The organism is Gemmatimonadota bacterium (genome assembly GCA_016719105.1).
GTDB lineage: Bacteria > Gemmatimonadota > Gemmatimonadetes > Gemmatimonadales > Gemmatimonadaceae > SCN-70-22.
In genome coordinates this window covers 188272-204002 of record JADKAQ010000013.1, presented here as the reverse complement: position 1 = coordinate 204002, position 15731 = coordinate 188272, and the positions used below count along the sequence as shown (strand labels likewise).

Genomic DNA, 15731 nt, shown 5'->3' with positions numbered 1-15731 from the left:
AACGCATCAAACGATCTGGGGTGAGCGGCGAGCGCGGACGGATGGACGGTGTCGGATCATCCGGAGGGTGTCCGACCGTTTGTTGCGGCTTCCGGAACGACTCGTCACTGGCGCCGACCGCAGGCGTGCCTCCCCACGTGCGCTGTCGATGGGTCATGCGACCCTGTCTAAGCGACGCACGGCAGAGCGAAATTCCAGCAGCGCTGCCCTTTCCCTCGACCCTTCGCGAAACCGGACTCTTCGCATGCCGAGCTACATCGTTTCCTCCAGCGCACGCATCGCCGCCCCCGCCGCCCGCTGCTACGGCGTCATCGCCGACTACCGGGTTGGGCACCCGGCCATCGTCCCCCCGCGGGCCTTCGGGCCGCTGGTGGTGGAGCAGGGAGGGGTCGGGGCGGGGACGCATATCCGCTTCACCATGAGGGCACTCGGGCAGACGCGCACCGTGCGCGGACTTGTCACCGAGCCAGAACCGGGGCGCCTCATCGTCGAGACGTATCCCGAGTCCGGGGTGGTGACGAGCTTCCGGGTGGACTCGTTAGGCGAGCGCGAGTGCGACGTCACCATCGCCTCCACCCTGCCGTCGGCGGGCGGGGTTCGCGGTGTCGTCGAGCGCTGGTTCACGCGCCGCTTCCTACTCGGCGTGTATCGTGAGGAGCTGGGACGGCTCGCGGCGTACGTGGCCAGGACGCCGTCGCCGGAGCGCGAGGCGCACGTGGAATAGCTGGTTTGGGTGAGATGGGGGGCCCGCGCCGCCCGATCAGCGCTACTGCTTCGCCGCCGTCCAGCTCCCGCCAGGGACCGTCCCCGTCACCAGCAGGTTGGGCGGGCAGAGGTAGCGATCGAAGGTCACCGTGCCGTACGTCCCCTGCGCCGACTGCGTGCTCAGGAAGTTGCCGCTCACCGTCGCCGAGGCGGTCCCCCCCGAAGTCGTGAAGGAGAAGGCGTTGCCGCTGATGAGGGTGAGCGGCGAGGCCGTGTAGCTGAGGGCGCACGGCGATCCGATCGGCGTGCCGAGGGCGATCGTGACCGCGACCACGCGCCCTAACGAGACGGTCATGGCGAAGGTGCGCCCGCTCCCCGCGCTCCCGCGCCAGCTCCCGTCGAAGGCGCTTGTCGTCCCCGTGTAGACGAACGCGTTCCCCGACACGCCGTCGACTGTGGCGATGATCGATGCCACGCCGATGGACGCCGCGGTCACGAGCCCGGTGGCGGGATCCACGGCGGCGACGGCGGGGTTGGAGCTGCTCCACAGCACGGTGCGCCCGGTGATGATCGCCCCGGCGGCATCACGCACCACCACCGTCATCGCCTGCTTGGCGCCGAGCGCCAGGAGGAAGGTGGCCGGGGTCACCACGACCGCCGCAGGGGGGGGCGCCTGCACCGTGAGAGTGACCGTGACAAGCTGCGGGGAGTTGGAGGCGGCCGGGGCACTCACCGGGACTGAGGCGCTGTACGTCCCAGGCGCCAGCGCCGCGATGATGGGCTGGAGCAGGAGCGTGGCCGTCGGCGCCGCCGAGGGGGAGGGGAGCGTCGCCTGCAGCCAGCCCGTGGCGGCGCCGGTGTAGCTGACGGGGCCGGCGGTGAGTCCGCCCAGCGTCCCGCCGCCGCCGTTGGTGATGATCACCGAACGCACCGCCGGGTTGGCCCCGCCGGCCACCGCGGTGAACGCCACGGCCGCGCTGGACAGCTGGATGCTGGGCGGCGGGGCGATGGTGATGCTGGCCGTGCCGCTGCGCTGCTCGCTGGTGGCGGTGATGGTCACCGGGCCACCGGTGGCGACGGCGGTGACGAGCCCCGTGGGGGAGACGGTCGCGAGGGTGGCGTTCGACGCGCTCCACGTCACGTTGCGCCCGGTGAGCGTGCCCCCCTGGGCATCGAGTGTGGCGGCCGTGAGCTGCAACGTGGCCCCTGGGGCGAGCGTGGCGGCGGCCGGGGTCACGAGCACCGACGCGACCGGCGCCACGACGGCGACGTCGGTGGTGCCGGAGACGCCGAGGATCGTGGCGCGCACCGTCGCCAGCCCCGGCGCGAGCGCGGTGACCGCGCCAGTCGCGGAGACCTGGGCGACCGAGACGTCGCTCGACGACCAGGTAGGGGTGAGGGCGCTGGCCGCGCAGCCCTGCGCCGTCGGCGTTGCCGTGAGCGCCAGCGTCGCCCCTGGGGCCACGCTCACGCCCGAGGGATCGACCCGCACGCTCGAGACGGTGCACCGCGACGCGGCCGGGCCATCCGCGCTGCACGAGGCAAGCACGGACAGGAACGCGAGGGCGGTGGCGAGGCGTGCCTGACGAGTGACGGGCGCGATCATGTGGGTGGAAATCTACAACTCACGGCCGTCGGCGGCGCATTCTGCCGAGTCGCCGGGCGCTCGTGCGGGGCCCCCCGCAGCCGCCCGGGGGCGCAAGCGGCCTCCGGCTGATGCTGGTGCGGGCTTTCCGCGCAGACGCGCGCGGTGCAACGCGACATCGTTGGGAAGCGGCCGCTGGCAGCGGTGCCGAGCCAGCGTCGCCGGTTGGTCGTTGCGCGGAGGTACAGATGCGCGCGCCCGTCCCGCTCCAGGTGCACGAGGTGGTGACCGAATCGGTCCCCGCCGTCGTGACCTGCGTGACGACGACGACCGATGCCCTCGCCATCGCGGCCGCCATGACGGTCGGCTTTGGTCGCCTCACGCAATACGTGCAGCGACACGGGCTCGAGGTGAGCGGCGCTCCCCGCGCGATCTATACCGCCTACGGGAACCACCGCACGACGTTCACCCTCGCCCTCCCGATCGCCCCGCCGGCCCAGCCACCGCTCCCGTGGGGAGCGGTGCGCGTGGACGTGCTGGCGGCGTTCGACGGGTGGCGCTTCGTGCATGTAGGGGCGTACGACACGCTCCCGGCCATGTACGCCCGCATCACGCAGTGGCTGCTGGCGCGCGGCGTCCTGTCGTCCGAGAGCGACTGGGCGCACCTCCTCCCGATGTGGGAGGAGTATCTGGGCGATCTGGTGCACACGCCGGCGGAGCGGCGCGTGACCAACGTCTACGTGCCGCGTCCGCCCTAACGAGTCGCGTGGTTACGGCACCACCACCAGCTTGATGTCGTCCATCACGGCGCCGTCCTTGCCCCCCTCGCCCAGCAGCTCGAAGCGCACCGTGCGTTCGGCGCGCGGCTTGAACTGCCAGAGGCGCATCTTGCCGTCACTCAGCGAGTACCACCCACGCTCGCGCGGTGGTGCTGTCGCCGACTTTTCGGCGGTCTCCACGGCATGCGCGAAGGTCCCGTCGGCGAAGAACTCCCACGTGTGCTCGAACTTGAGGTCGTCGGTATAGCTGAAGAGGCGGGCGAAGGTCCCGGCGGGCTCAAACGGGGGAGAGCCGGGCGAACCGGCCGAGCTGGGGCGCTCACCAGAGGCCGCGGACCAGGCCTCCATCGCCTTCTGGTTGCAGACGTCCTCGAGCTGCTCCTGTCCGCGCTCCTTGTAGTACTGCGCCAGCTTGAGGTGGATGCGCGAGGCGTCGGTGTAGTCCCCCCGCTTGTGCGCACGGAGGAGGACGAAGATCTCCTTCTCGATTTGCGAGGCCGGCGCCTTGGGCAGCCCGGTGACCTCGAACTTCTCCACGTCCTTCGCGCGCTTCGGCGTCTGGGCGCTGGTGAGCGTCGGGACCGCCAGCGTGAGGGCGAGCAGCAGGAAACGGGATCGCATGGGACCCTCCTGTCCCCGGAGTTCGTGCGACGCTACGAGCGGGATCGCGGCAAGTCTGTAGGTGTGCCGCGGGATTTTCGCCCTCTGATGCCGGACACGATCGCGCGGAGGGCGCTGGACGTGGTAGGCCGCGGTGCGTCGACCACGTGCGCCCCCGTGCTGCACTCCCGCTCCGTGGCGCCGAGCGTCATTCTTCGCGAATGATGCAAGCACTCCGCGTCGCCGTGCGCGCGCGTGTCACCGCTGGTGGTCGGTCGGGGCGCGTGCCACCGCTCGCGCGCATCGCGACGCTGGCTGCCCAGGCGACACTCGCGGCCTGCGCCACCGGCGACGCCCCCACCGGGCCGGGGATCACCCCCCCGCCGCCAACGCCCAAGGACACCGCCTTCGTCGTCCCCGCGGTGGTGCGCGAGTTTCGCGGCGTCTGGATCGCGACGGTGGGCAACCTCGATTGGCCGTCGCGCAATTCGCTGTCGTCCGCCGAGCAGCGCAGCGAGCTGGTGGGGCTCCTCGAGCGCGCCTCGCAGCTCGGCGCCAACGCCGTCGTCTTCCAGATCCGAGTGAACGGCGAGCGGATGTATGCGGGGGGCGCGGAGCCGTGGGCCACCGCGCTCGCCGGCCGCACCGACGTCGACCCCGGCTACGATCCCTTGCAGCTGGCCATCGACTCGGCGCGCGCCCGCGGGCTCGAGGTGCACGCCTGGTTCAACCCGTTCCGCGCCGGCAACGCCAGCGACACCGCGCGCCTCGCCCCCACGCACTTCGCCAGCCAGCGCCCCGACCTGCGCCGCGTCCCGCGCGACCGCGTCACCGGAGGCGGCGTGGGGCTCTGGTTCGACCCGGGAGAGGCGGAGGTGCAGGACCACACCATCGCCGTGATGGCCGACGTCGTGCAGCGTTACGACATCGATGCGCTGCACATCGACGACTTCTTCTATCCGTATCCCAACGGCAACGGAGCGCTCGTCTTTCCTGACGATTCCACGTACGCGCGCTACACGCGCGGCGGCGGGACGCTCACCCGCGGCGACTGGCGGCGCGACAACATCAACCGCTTCGTCCAGCGGATGTACACCGAGGTCAAGCGCCTCAAGCCGTGGGTGCGCGTCGGCATCTCGCCGTTTGGGATCTGGCGCCCCGGCAATCCGCAGGGGGTCACCGGGCTCGATGCCTACAACGACCTCTACGCCGACTCGCGCCTCTGGCTGCAGCGGGGGTGGGTCGACTACCTCTCGCCGCAACTCTACTGGTCCATCGCCTCGACCGGGCAGCCGTTCAATGCCCTGCTGGACTGGTGGCTGGCGCAGAACAGCATGGGGCGCCACATCTGGCCCGGGCTCGCTGCCTATCGAGTGGCCGACGGCTCATCGAGCGCCTACAGTGCGAGCGAGATCGTCAACCAGGTGAAGACGGTGCGGCAGCGGGGCGGGGCATCGGGGACGATCCTCTTTCGCGCCGGCTCGGTCTTCGACAACCGGGACAACATCTTCGGCGCCCTCGTCAACGATGCCTTCGTCACAGCAGCGCTTCCGCCGGCGCTCACCTGGGTCGACAACACTCCGCCAGCTGCACCGACGCTCGGCGTCACCGCCGCTGGCGCCGCCACGTGGCAGGTGGCGGTGACGCCAGGCGCTGGAGAGCTGGTGCGCTGGTGGTGGGTGCAGTGGCGCACGCGATCGACGGCCGACGACATCCGCTGGGCCTCGCGACTGGTGCCGGCCACCGCGACGGCGATCAGCGTCCCCGCCGTGAACGCGGCCGGGCGTGTGGACGGCATCGTGACGTACGCGGTGGACCGTGCGGGGAACATGAGCAGCGGCGTCACGTGGCGCGCACCCTAGCGGCGAAGGTCTCGCGCCAACAGGGGCGCTGACCGCATCCCGCTCACTTCATTAGGGAGTCACCAATTGCAGGCGTCTGTCGGAATCGTTGGCATGGGATGGGTCGGGTCGAGCGTCGCGATCTCGCTGCTGCACGCCGGGGCGGCGCGCGAACTGCTCGTGTACGACCTGCGACAGGCGTTGGCCGAGGGGGAGGCGATGGACCTCGCGCAGGGCGCGTCGTTCTATCCGCCAGCGACCGTACGCGTCGCCGACATCGCCGAGATGAAGGAGCGCTGCGACGTCATCGTCATCGCGGCGGGACGTGGCGCCATCCCCGGCGGTGTGGACCGGCTCGCCGCCTTGCAGCACACCGTGGGGATCGTGCGCGACCTCGGGGCGCAGCTCGCCGGCTACGGCGGGTTGGTCATCATCGTGACCAACCCCGTCGACGTCCTCACGGCGGTCTTTGCCGACGCGGCGCATATGCCCCCCACGCGGGTGATCGGGACCGGGACGATGCTCGACACGGCGCGCCTTCGGCAGGTGATGAGCGTAGAGTTGGGACTCGAGGCGCAGTCGATCCACGCGTATGTGGTGGGCGAGCACGGCGACTCGGAAGTCGTGCTCTGGTCCACCGCGCGCGTCGGGGCCACGGCGCTCCGCACCTGGCCGGGATGGGACGGCTCGCGCGAGGCAATCCTCGCCGAACAGGTGCGACGCGCCGGCTACGAGATCGTGAATCGCAAGGGGGCGACCAACCACGCCATCGGCCTCGTGACGGCTCGGTTACTGCGCGGCATCCTGCGCGGCGAGCGGCAGGTGCTCGCCATCAGCAAGGTGCAGGAGGAAGGACCCTACCGAGGGATTGCGCTCTCGCTCCCCACGGTGGTGGGAGGCGATGGTGCGACGCTGGTCGTGACGCCGGAGTTGTCGCCGGAGGAGGGGGCGGCGCTCGATCGGTCGTCGGAGGTGTTGCGGAAGGCGTTGGCGTCCGTGGGGCATGCGACCTAACGCCATCCGCCGCCTCTGGCGCGCGCTCGGCCCCGGCGTCGTGACGGGCGCGGCCGACGACGATCCGTCCGGCATCACCACGTACTCCATCGCCGGCGCCCAATTCGGCACCTCGCTCCTCTGGACGGCGCTGATCACCTGGCCGTTGATGGCCGCCGTCCAGTCGATGTGCGCGCGCATCGGGATGGTGACGGGGAAGGGGCTCACGGCAGCGCTCCGCCATCGCTTTCCCCGTCCGTTGCTCGTCGTGGCCAGCTTCGCGCTGCTCGTGGCCAACACGATCAACATCGGCGCCGACCTCTCCGGGATGGCCGATGCCGCCGAGTTGCTGTCCGGAGTTGGATCGCACGTGTGGGTGGTGATCTTCGCCGTGGCGATCGGATGGGCGACGATCTCGCTGCGCTACGCCGCCGTCGCGCGCGCCCTCAAGTGGCTCGCGCTCGCCCTCTTTGCCTATGTCATCGCGGCATTACGCATCGGCCCCGACTGGGGCCCGGTCCTGCGCGATACGTTCACGCCGCGCATCCCCGGCGGGCGCGACGGATGGGCGATGCTCGTCGCCATCCTCGGCACCACCATCAGTCCATACCTCTTCTACTGGCAGACGTCGCAGGAGGTGGAGGAGGAGAAGCTCGGCGGGCGCGCGTCCGAGGCGTCACGTCGTGGGGCCACGCCTGACGAGTTGACGAACCGCCGATGGGACGTCGGCCTGGGGACGCTCTTCTCCAACGTGGCGATGTACTTCATCATCCTCACCACGGCGCTCACGCTGCACCGCGCCGGCATCACGCAGCCGCAATCGAGTCGCGAGGTGGCGCAGGCGCTGGAGCCGCTCGCGGGACGCTTCTCCGCACTGCTGTACACGGTCGGTCTCGTGGGGACCGGTGTCCTTGCCATCCCGACGCTCGCCGGCTCGGCCGCGTATGCGCTGGCCGAACTGTTCGGGTGGCGCGAGGGGATCGACGAGCGCTTTCGTGGCGCCCCGGCCTTCTATACGGTCTTCGGGCTCTCGCTGGCAGCCGGAGTCGCGCTCGACTTCGCGCACGTCAATCCGTTGCGGGCGCTCTTCTGGACCGCGGTGATCAACGGCGTCCTCGCCCCCTTCCTCCTGCTGGGCATCCTCATCGCCGCCTCCGATCGCACGCTGATGCGGGGGCAGCCCAGCCTCGTGATCACGCGCGTGGTCGTGGCGCTGGCGATGCTGCTGATGTTTGGGGCCGCGGGGGCGATGTTCCTGCTCTGAGGCTGCCTAACGCGCCCCGGTCCCCGCACTCGAGCCGTCGCCCTTGGCGGCCGCCACGGGGCGGCGGGCGGCAACCACGCCGGTGACCGGGGTGGGGGTCTGCCAGCTCGCCGCGTCCATGGCCGGCGCCGGGGCCTGCGCCACCGCCGCGTCGCGCCGTGACCCGCCACGAGAGAGGAGCGCCGCGCCGAAGCCGGCGGTCACCGCCACGTAGGTCACCAGGAGCGCAACGATGCGCAGCGCCGCACCGGCCGCGGGGATGTCGCCAACGGCGGTGGCCACCAGCCACAGTCCCATGTACAGCGTGACGCCGACGAGCACCGCGCGAAGCGCGCCGCCCCTCGCCGACAGGCGCTCGACCGACTTGCCGCCGATGCTCCCGCCGGTGAGCTGCGCCACGGCGATGAAGCCGAGCGTCGCCAGCCCCGCAACCGCCAGCACGAAGGCGACGACGGCAAAGGGGATGAGCAGGGCGCCGATCACGGTGATCGCCAGTCCCAGCACCAGCAGGAGGATGGCGGGGAAGATGCCCAGCTCCCCGGCAATCCCAACGAAGAACGACCGCCAGAACGACTCCTGAAGAACGTCGACGACGCCATCGAGGTAGCTGCTGGCGAAGACGAGGACCCCGAGGCCGATGAGCAGCATCACCCCGAACCAGCCGAAGGCAAACTGAAGCGGGGAACGCTTGGTGGGTTCGAGGCCGTCGCCACGGAGGGCGGTCCGCATACTCTCGCCCCAGCGCCCCGTCATGGAACGCATCGCCCCGACCACGGTCCCGCCGTTGACGTAGACCGAACCGAAGGCGGCAATCGCGTCGCCGGTGATCTTCCCGCCGGCGAGGACATCGATGTCGCCGGCGATGGCGACCGCGGAGCCGTTGATGGTCCCTCGCACGACGAGGTCGCCCCCGGCGACGACGATCGGACCGGCGACGGACGTCCCGGCCGGGATCACCCGACCACCGAGGGTCAGGCTATCGGGCGTGGCGCGCCCGGCGAGTGAATCGCGCGAGCGAGCCAGCTGGCTGCGCGCCTCGGCGGTGCGCCCCTGCACGGCGGCCGCACCGGACGAGACGGTGACCGAGTCGTGGTCGGTGACGATGGTGGCGCGGGCGCCGCCGATGTTGACGACGCTGGTGTCGCTTGCCTTCTGGGCGGTGAGTGCCACGGGCAAGAGCGCCGCCAGCGCGAACTGTAGAAGGGCGGCGGGAGTGAACAGGGACGACCGCACGCTAGCCTCTCCGGCTGCGCGCGGCCGAGGCCAGCGTCTTGAGACCGAAGGCGGTGCCGAGGATGGCGACGGCGAGCGCGGAGAGGGCGATACCGACGCCGACCAGGCCATTGGAGCTGACCGTCGTGGCGGCCCCCTGGCCCACCGTGGCGACGACCGCATCGTGCACCCCGCCGGCGACGAACTCGCGCAGGCGTTGACCGACGAGCGCCCCGAGGAAGAGGACCGCATCGGCGCGGTGCGCCAGCCAGACGGTGAGCAAGGTCATGGAGACGGCCATGACCCCACCGGTCCCGAAGACGAGCGTCCGCCCCACCTGCGTGGTGGGGAGGGCGCGCCGGATACTGTCGCGAAGGGAGACGTGCCAGGGCTCGAAGACCTGGACGTTGGCCATCACCTTGTCGGCGAATCGGAACGAGGGGGCGATGTGCGGCAGCCCTTCGAGCGCGAGGGCGACCTCGCGCTGCGCCTCATACTCGGCACGACACCCCGCACACTGCGCGAGATGCGCCTTGAGCGGGTTCACGCCGAACCCCTCCTCGCCATCGAGGAGGAGGTCGATCTCTTCAGGGAGTAGATGCCGATGATCCAAGTGAGTGCCTCCGGAAGCCCTTACGCCGGTACGAAAGCGACGGTTTCAGTCATTCCCGCAATCCTTCAAGCGCGTCCCGGAGCTGGTGCCGAGCGCGGTGGATGTATGTCTTGACGGTTCCCAATGGAAGGTCGAGCGTGGCGGCGATCTCCTCGTAGGAGCGCCCCTCCACATGACGCAGCATGATGCAGGCGCGGTACTCGGGGCGGAGCTTCTTGATGGCCCGTTCGATGGCCGAGCCGAGTTCCTTGGCTTCCATCTCCTCGAGGGCCGACTCCTGTCGCGCCACGACGTCGAACGACGTGGCTTCCTGTTCGGCGGCCGACATGGCGTGCGGCGAGCCGTCGATGGAGACGGTGTCGAGCTGCCGTTTCCGGAGGTGATCGATCGCGACGTTGTTGGCGATCTTGAAGAGCCAGCTGGAGAGCTTGAACTCCGGCCGGTACTTGTCGATGTGGTTCAGGACCTTGATGAAGGTGTCCTGCGCGAGGTCTTCGGCGACCTCGCGATCGCGCACCATGCGGAAGATGAGGGAGAAGACGGGGCGCTCATACCGTCGGACCAACTCCCGATAGGCCGCCTCTCGCCCTTCCTGGGCCAGCGCGACGAGATCGGCATCCGGGAGGTTGCGAAGATCGAGGAGAGGCGCCATTCCGTGGTGTGCGGAGCGCCAAGGGAACGCACCCCGGGCTCGCGAGGTTGGGAAGCTAAGGAGTGCGCCCAAGAGGATCTAGGACAAGCGCTTGTGTTGCGCCGGCCAGCGGCGGGGTGTGCGCTGGTCCTGGATCGGTGGGCTGCCGGGGGGGCAGCGGGCTCACACGCCCGCGCGCTTGCCGGCGGTTCGGCCCGCACCCAACTTTGGCATCTCATGACCTCGACCGATCTCGATGCGGTAGAGGCGCGCGCCGCCGCAGAAGGGGGCGCCGTCAAGCGGGCCTATGTCCGCCGCATCTTTTCGGAGATCGCCCCGCGCTACGATCTCCTCAATCACCTCCTGAGCTTCAACGTCGACAAGCGGTGGCGCGCCAAGGCCATCCGCGAGTTGGGGTGGACCCGTGTCCCTGACGGGACGTACCTGGATCTCTGCGCCGGGACGCTCGACGTGGGGACGCAGCTGCTCAAGGACGCGGGATTCCGCGGCTTCGTCCTCGGCACCGACTTCGCCCTCCCCATGCTGCAGGCCGGGGTGGGGAAGGCGCCGCGCGAGCGCCTGTCGCCGGTGAACGGCGACGCCCTGGAGCTCCCGTATCGCGACAATGCGCTCGACGGCGCCATCGTCGCCTTCGGGATCCGCAACCTGGCCGATCTGGGGGCGGGGCTTCGTGAAGTACGCCGCGTCCTCAAGCCCGGCGCGCGCTTCGTGATCCTGGAGTTCTCCACCCCACGGAGCGCCCTCGTCCGCACCGGCTACCACGCCTACTTCCACAACATCCTCCCGTGGATCGGCGGCGTGATCAGCGGCCACAAGACGGCGTACAAGTACCTGCCACAGTCGGTGGCTAACTTCCCGGTGCAGGACCAGCTCGCGCAGAAGATGCGCGACGCGGGGTATGTCGATGTGCGCTATCGCGACCTGACGTTCGGGGTGGCCGCGATTCACGTGGGCACCAAGTGAACAGATCGGTCAAAGCGGTGAAGATGCGATCGCTCTCACTCGTCTTCTCGTCTTCCCGTCTTCCCGTCTTCTAGATCAATGGCCATCAACGATTTTCAGCAGTTCCTCGACGAGATCGAAAAGGCGGGTGAACTCGTCCGCATCACGCACCCCGTCAGTGTGCACCTCGAGCTCTGCGAGATCGCCGATCGCGTCTCCAAGAGGCCCGGCGGCGGTCAGGCGCTCCTCTTCGAGCACCCGGTGCTGCGCGACGGGACCAGGGCGTCGATGCCGGTGCTCATCAACGCCTTCGGCTCGTACCGTCGCATGGCCCTCTCGTTAGGGGTCGACGACCTCGACGAGATCGGGCGACGCATCACGCAGATGATGGACCTCAAGGTGCCGGACGGCTTCCTGTCGAAGCTCTCCCTCCTCCCGCGCCTCCTCGAGATCGCCAAGTTCCCGCCGCGGATGAAAAGCGGGAGCGCCCCCTGCCAGGAAGTGGTCTGGAAGGGGAAGGACATCGACCTCGACAAGCTCCCGATCCTCACCTGCTGGCCAGAGGACCGCGGTCCGTACATCACGCTGACCGCCGTGACCTCCAAGGATCCGAAGCGGGGGATTCGCAACGTCGGGATGTACCGCGTGCAGCAACTCGGCAAGGACACCGTCGCCATGCACTGGCAGCGCCACAAGGTGGGCGCAGCGCATTGGCGCGAGATGGCCGAGCGTGGCGAGAAGATGCCGGTCTGCATCATCGTCGGCGCCGATCCGGCGTCGGTCTTCTCCGCCTCGGCGCCGCTCCCGCCCAACATCGACGAGTTCCTCTTCGCCGGCTTCCTGCGCAAGGAGCCGGTCAAGCTCGTGAAGGCGCTCACCTGCGACCTCGACGTCCCGTGGGACGCCGAGATCGTGATCGAGGGAGAGATCGACCCGTCGGAGGCGCTGGTGGTGGAGGGGCCGTTCGGCGACCACACGGGCTTCTACTCGGAGGCCGACCTGTACCCCAAGGTGCACGTGAAGGCGGTCACGATGAAGAAGAACGCCGTCTATGGCACCACCATCGTCGGCAGGCCGCCGATGGAGGACTTCTATCTCGGCCACGCCACGGAGCGCATCTTCCTCCCGCTGCTCAAGCTCACCACGCCGGAGATCGTCGACTATCACATGCCGGCCGAGGGGATCTTCCACAACCTCGTCTTCGTGTCGATCGACAAGCAGTATCCGGGGCACGCCTACAAGGTGATGAACGCGTTGTGGGGGGCGGGGCTCATGTCGCTGGCCAAGGTGCTCGTCGTGGTCGACAAGGAAGTGAACGTGCGCAACCCGCAGGAAGCGTGGTGGATCGCGCTCAACAACATCGACCCCGAGCGCGATACGCGCTTCACGATGGGGCCGGTGGATGTGCTCGATCACGCCTCGCGCGCCTTTACCTACGGCAGCAAGATGGGGATCGACGCCACGCGCAAATGGCCCGAGGAAGGGTTCACGCGCAACTGGCCCAAGATCATCGAGATGGACGAGGCGACCAAACGCCGAGTGGATGCGATGTGGCCGAAGCTCGGGCTGGGAGACGGGAGGTGACGGTCACGCCGGGGCGGGTGCCGGTGCGCGAAGGGCAGACCTTCGGCGGGACCACGCGGTTGGTGAAGTACGCCAACTTCGTGAAGCTGCCGCACACGGTCTTTGCCCTGCCGTTCGCGCTCGTCGGCGTCACGCTGGCGTCGTATCGCGCACCGGTCACCTTGGGGATGCTCGGCTGGGTCATCCTCGCCTTCACCTGCGCGCGCTTCACCGGGATGGGGTTCAACCGCATCGTCGATCGCGAGATCGACGCGCGCAACCCGCGCACGTCCATGCGCGAGATCCCGAGTGGGGCGATGACGGTGCGCGAGGCCACGGTGTCCGTGGCGGTCGCGTCGGCGATCTTCGTGTACAGTGCCTGGAGCCTCAATCCGCTCTGCGCCTGGCTCTCGCCGGTCGCGCTGGCCTGGGTCTGCTTCTACTCGTACACCAAGCGCTTCACCCGCTGGTCGCACCTGGTGCTGGGCGTGGGGATGTCCATTGCGCCTGTCGGTGGGTACCTCGCGGTCACCGGTGCGTGGCCGGACCCGTTCTGGATGCCGCTCGTCCTCTCGCTGGCCGTGACCACGTGGGGGGGCGGCTTCGACATCCTCTACGCGCTGCAGGACGAAGGGTTCGACAAGGCGCACGGACTGCACTCCATCCCGGTCGCCCTCGGGCGCGTTCGCGCGATCGCCGTGTCGCGCGCCTTGCATCTGACGACGGTCGCCTCTCTCGCCGTGGTGGGGTGGGCCGCCAACGGTGGCCTGCTGTACGTGGTCGGCGTCGTCGTGGTCGCCGCACTCCTGCTGTACGAACACTCGCTGGTGAAGGCCGACGACCTGTCCAGGCTCGACGCCGCCTTCTTCACGATGAACGGCGTGATCTCCATCGCCTTCTTCCTCGTCGTGCTCGCCGAGCGCGTGTTGTTCGCGCGGGGCTGGGTCACGACCTTCCCGTTCCGGGGATAGCCGCGCGATGCCTGCCGTGCTGCCCATCGTCGTCGCCATCACCGGCGCATCGGGTGCCCCGTACGCCGTGCGCCTGCTCGAGGCGCTGGTGGCCGCCGAGCGCCCCGTCTGGCTCGTCGTCTCGGGGCACGGATACCGCCTGCTGCAAACGGAGATGGGGATCGCCGATGCCGAGGCGCTGCGGGCGCACATCGGCGCGGCGCGCTGGGATCGTTTCATCACGCCCTTCAGCGACCAGGATCGTGGGGCGTCGCCGGCGTCTGGCTCCACGCGCATGCAGGGGATGGTGATCTGTCCCTGCTCGATGGGGACGATCTCGGCCATCTCGCAGGGGACGTCGCGTTCGCTGGTAGAACGCGCCGCCGACGTCATGCTCAAGGAGCGGCGGCGCCTCATCGTCGTCCCGCGCGAAACGCCGTACAGCCAGATCCACCTCGAGAACATGCTCCGCCTCACGCAGGCCGGAGCGGTGGTGATGCCGGCATCACCCGGCTTCTATCACCAGCCGACGAGCATCGACGACCTCGTGAACTTCGTCGTCGCCCGCATCCTCGACCACCTCGACGTGGAGCATGCGCTCGTCAGGCGGTGGGGCGGGGAGCCGGACGCCCTCAACGCCTGACGATGTCGCCGTCGCCGGACGCACCGCTGGTCATCGGCCTCATCTCGGACACGCACGGGCAGGTGCGCGCCGACGTGCACCGCGCCCTCGCCGGCGTCGACTTCATCCTGCACGCGGGCGACGTGTGCGGGGACGAAGTGCTCATGGAGCTGGAGCTCATCGCCCCAGTGGTCGCCGTGTTCGGCAATTGCGACGACCGCGACCACCCGCAACTCGTCAGGCAGGTGGAACGCACGGAACGTGGCGTGCGCATTCATGTGAGCCACGGCCACGAACTCGGCGCGCCCACCGTCGAGCGTCTGCTCGCCGCGTACGACGCCGACGTGATCGTCTACGGCCACACGCACCGCCCGCTCATCGCCCGCGCCGGTGGCCGGCTGGTGGTGAATCCGGGTGCCGCCGGGCCGCGCCGCTTCGACATCACGCCGAGCGTCGGCCGGCTCACGATCTCCCCGGACGGGGTGGTCGACATCGAACTGGTCGACCTCGCGTACTGACGGCCCCGCAGCGCGCGCGGCACGATCGTCGCGCGCTGCCGCGTGCCACCTTGCCCGCGCGCCGTGCCGGGCGCGCCGACCAATCGCCTAACGCTTCTCGTCGTGCCAGAGTGAGAGGCTCGGGTACACGCTGAACAGGAGCGTGTGGTTGCGTTCGAGGAAGCGCCCGTTGCTCTTCTCGCCGAGCTGCTCGAGGTAGCCCACCTCCAGCCGCAGCTTCTCCGACACCCGCCGCCCGATGCCCAGGACGAGGCGGTTCTGGTCGAAGACGTTGTACTGCACGTTGGCCCCCCAGTTCAGGAAGACCTCGGCGTTCCCCGTGAGGTAGAACTCGCGATCGTCGAGCGTCTTCCCCTGCAGCGGAAGCGTCCCCTGCACGCGGTAGCGGAAGCGGTTCGTGCGCACCCAGTTCTGCACACGCTCGTCCTCGTCCTCCAGCGCCACGCGCCCGAGCCACCGCTGCTCCAAGCGGTAACGATGATTCAGCGCGACGCGTCCGATCGACTGGTTGAGCTGCAGCTGCTCCCACATTCGGTGCTCGGGAAAGCGAAAGGCCGACGGGAGCTTTCCGTACGGCCACGTCTCAACGAAGGCGTACCCCCAGTTGAAGCGGACGGTCGACGTGGGTTGGTAGCGCAGCCCGAAACGCGAGGAGCAACTGCCGCATCTCATCCGCGGGGCCACTGCGGCGGAGGCTCAGGTCGTAGTCGACGAACCAGCGGCGCGACAGCCGGACGTCGCCGCCGACAGTAAGCCACGCGTTGAGGTTCTCGCGGGTGACGCGATCCTGCGCGCGTGCACTCGCCGGGGTCGAGAGCAGCAGCGCCACCATGAGGGTGAGAACGGTGGTCGTGGCGCTCCGCTCATGCCGGCGCGAGGCGCTCGAGGATGA

Annotated in this window: 16 protein-coding genes; 10 read left to right on the top strand and 6 right to left on the bottom strand. The window is 69.4% G+C overall.

All coding sequences use genetic code 11. The features are described 5' to 3' along the window. Window positions 1-244 precede the first annotated feature (244 nt). Window positions 245-724, top strand: a complete 480-nt coding sequence (locus IPN47_13885; protein ID MBK9409105.1) for an SRPBCC family protein — start codon at window positions 245-247, stop codon at window positions 722-724. 42 nt (window positions 725-766) lie between these two features. On the opposite strand, the gene IPN47_13880 is transcribed toward IPN47_13885, so the two are convergent. Next, window positions 767-2311 (bottom strand): Ig-like domain-containing protein, encoded by a 1545-nt coding sequence (locus IPN47_13880; GenBank protein ID MBK9409104.1) that lies wholly within the window; start codon window positions 2309-2311, stop codon window positions 767-769. A 227-nt stretch (window positions 2312-2538) separates the two neighbouring features. Between IPN47_13880 and IPN47_13875 the strand changes: the two genes are divergently transcribed. After that, window positions 2539-3048, top strand: a complete 510-nt coding sequence (locus IPN47_13875) for a GyrI-like domain-containing protein (protein ID MBK9409103.1) — start codon at window positions 2539-2541, stop codon at window positions 3046-3048. A gap of 12 nt (window positions 3049-3060) precedes the next feature. On the opposite strand, the gene IPN47_13870 is transcribed toward IPN47_13875, so the two are convergent. Next, a complete protein-coding gene (locus tag IPN47_13870) occupies window positions 3061-3690 on the bottom strand; it encodes a hypothetical protein (GenBank protein ID MBK9409102.1) in 630 nt (209 codons plus the stop codon). A 200-nt stretch (window positions 3691-3890) separates the two neighbouring features. Here IPN47_13870 and IPN47_13865 point away from each other — a divergent pair, with 200 nt between their 5' ends. From IPN47_13865 to IPN47_13855, 3 genes are all read left to right on the top strand, one after another. Further along, window positions 3891-5531 (top strand): family 10 glycosylhydrolase, encoded by a 1641-nt coding sequence (locus IPN47_13865; protein MBK9409101.1) that lies wholly within the window; start codon window positions 3891-3893, stop codon window positions 5529-5531. Between the two features lie 93 nt (window positions 5532-5624). Further along, window positions 5625-6524: an L-lactate dehydrogenase gene (locus IPN47_13860; GenBank protein ID MBK9409100.1), complete on the top strand. Its 900-nt coding sequence runs from the start codon at window positions 5625-5627 to the stop codon at window positions 6522-6524. Beyond that, window positions 6514-7767 carry an Nramp family divalent metal transporter gene (locus tag IPN47_13855; protein MBK9409099.1) on the top strand — a complete coding sequence of 418 codons (1254 nt, stop codon included), beginning with the start codon at window positions 6514-6516 and terminating at the stop codon, window positions 7765-7767. The genes IPN47_13860 and IPN47_13855 overlap by 11 nt, the downstream gene beginning before the upstream one ends. A gap of 6 nt (window positions 7768-7773) precedes the next feature. Here IPN47_13855 and IPN47_13850 read toward each other — a convergent pair whose 3' ends face one another. From IPN47_13850 to IPN47_13840, 3 genes are read right to left on the bottom strand one after another with little or no spacing between them, the layout of a single operon-like run. Next, complete coding sequence (locus IPN47_13850) at window positions 7774-9000, bottom strand: hypothetical protein (protein ID MBK9409098.1); 1227 nt, start codon at window positions 8998-9000, stop codon at window positions 7774-7776. Between the two features lies 1 nt (window position 9001). Then, the gene (locus IPN47_13845) at window positions 9002-9592 is read right to left on the bottom strand and encodes a hypothetical protein (protein ID MBK9409097.1); all 591 of its coding nucleotides are present in this window, start codon (window positions 9590-9592) and stop codon (window positions 9002-9004) included. Window positions 9593-9641: 49 nt separating this feature from the next. Further along, window positions 9642-10244, bottom strand: coding sequence for a sigma-70 family RNA polymerase sigma factor (locus IPN47_13840; protein MBK9409096.1), 603 nt, complete (start codon window positions 10242-10244; stop codon window positions 9642-9644). A gap of 216 nt (window positions 10245-10460) precedes the next feature. Here IPN47_13840 and IPN47_13835 point away from each other — a divergent pair, with 216 nt between their 5' ends. The 5 genes from IPN47_13835 to IPN47_13815 all read left to right on the top strand — a co-directional run bounded on the left by IPN47_13835 (window position 10461) and on the right by IPN47_13815 (window position 14839). Further along, entirely contained in the window at window positions 10461-11207 is a 747-nt protein-coding gene (locus IPN47_13835) for a ubiquinone/menaquinone biosynthesis methyltransferase (GenBank protein ID MBK9409095.1), read from the top strand. 78 nt (window positions 11208-11285) lie between these two features. Then, window positions 11286-12770: a menaquinone biosynthesis decarboxylase gene (locus IPN47_13830; GenBank protein MBK9409094.1), complete on the top strand. Its 1485-nt coding sequence runs from the start codon at window positions 11286-11288 to the stop codon at window positions 12768-12770. Continuing rightward, window positions 12656-13720, top strand: coding sequence for a UbiA family prenyltransferase (locus IPN47_13825; GenBank protein ID MBK9409093.1), 1065 nt, complete (start codon window positions 12656-12658; stop codon window positions 13718-13720). The genes IPN47_13830 and IPN47_13825 overlap by 115 nt, the downstream gene beginning before the upstream one ends. A gap of 7 nt (window positions 13721-13727) precedes the next feature. Then, entirely contained in the window at window positions 13728-14342 is a 615-nt protein-coding gene (locus IPN47_13820) for a UbiX family flavin prenyltransferase (protein MBK9409092.1), read from the top strand. Window positions 14343-14368: 26 nt separating this feature from the next. After that, window positions 14369-14839 (top strand): metallophosphoesterase family protein, encoded by a 471-nt coding sequence (locus IPN47_13815; GenBank protein MBK9409091.1) that lies wholly within the window; start codon window positions 14369-14371, stop codon window positions 14837-14839. Window positions 14840-14926: 87 nt separating this feature from the next. On the opposite strand, the gene IPN47_13810 is transcribed toward IPN47_13815, so the two are convergent. Further along, complete coding sequence (locus IPN47_13810; protein MBK9409090.1) at window positions 14927-15511, bottom strand: DUF2490 domain-containing protein; 585 nt, start codon at window positions 15509-15511, stop codon at window positions 14927-14929. Between the last annotated feature and the right edge of the window lie 220 nt (window positions 15512-15731).

Excerpts from the sequence above, each read along its gene's own strand:
- IPN47_13810 (MBK9409090.1), bottom strand. The coding sequence starts at position 15,511 with ATGAGATGCGGCAGTTGCTCCTCGCGTTTCGGGCTGCGCTACCAACCC.
- IPN47_13880 (MBK9409104.1), bottom strand. The coding sequence starts at position 2,311 with ATGATCGCGCCCGTCACTCGTCAGGCACGCCTCGCCACCGCCCTCGCG.
- IPN47_13860 (MBK9409100.1), top strand. The coding sequence starts at position 5,625 with ATGGGATGGGTCGGGTCGAGCGTCGCGATCTCGCTGCTGCACGCCGGG.
- IPN47_13825 (MBK9409093.1), top strand. The coding sequence starts at position 12,656 with ATGGCCCGAGGAAGGGTTCACGCGCAACTGGCCCAAGATCATCGAGAT.
- IPN47_13830 (MBK9409094.1), top strand. The coding sequence starts at position 11,286 with ATGGCCATCAACGATTTTCAGCAGTTCCTCGACGAGATCGAAAAGGCG.
- IPN47_13820 (MBK9409092.1), top strand. The coding sequence starts at position 13,728 with ATGCCTGCCGTGCTGCCCATCGTCGTCGCCATCACCGGCGCATCGGGT.
- IPN47_13875 (MBK9409103.1), top strand. The coding sequence starts at position 2,539 with ATGCGCGCGCCCGTCCCGCTCCAGGTGCACGAGGTGGTGACCGAATCG.
- IPN47_13835 (MBK9409095.1), top strand. The coding sequence starts at position 10,461 with ATGACCTCGACCGATCTCGATGCGGTAGAGGCGCGCGCCGCCGCAGAA.
- IPN47_13885 (MBK9409105.1), top strand. The coding sequence starts at position 245 with ATGCCGAGCTACATCGTTTCCTCCAGCGCACGCATCGCCGCCCCCGCC.
- IPN47_13865 (MBK9409101.1), top strand. The coding sequence starts at position 3,891 with ATGATGCAAGCACTCCGCGTCGCCGTGCGCGCGCGTGTCACCGCTGGT.
- IPN47_13840 (MBK9409096.1), bottom strand. The coding sequence starts at position 10,244 with ATGGCGCCTCTCCTCGATCTTCGCAACCTCCCGGATGCCGATCTCGTC.
- IPN47_13855 (MBK9409099.1), top strand. The coding sequence starts at position 6,514 with ATGCGACCTAACGCCATCCGCCGCCTCTGGCGCGCGCTCGGCCCCGGC.
- IPN47_13870 (MBK9409102.1), bottom strand. The coding sequence starts at position 3,690 with ATGCGATCCCGTTTCCTGCTGCTCGCCCTCACGCTGGCGGTCCCGACG.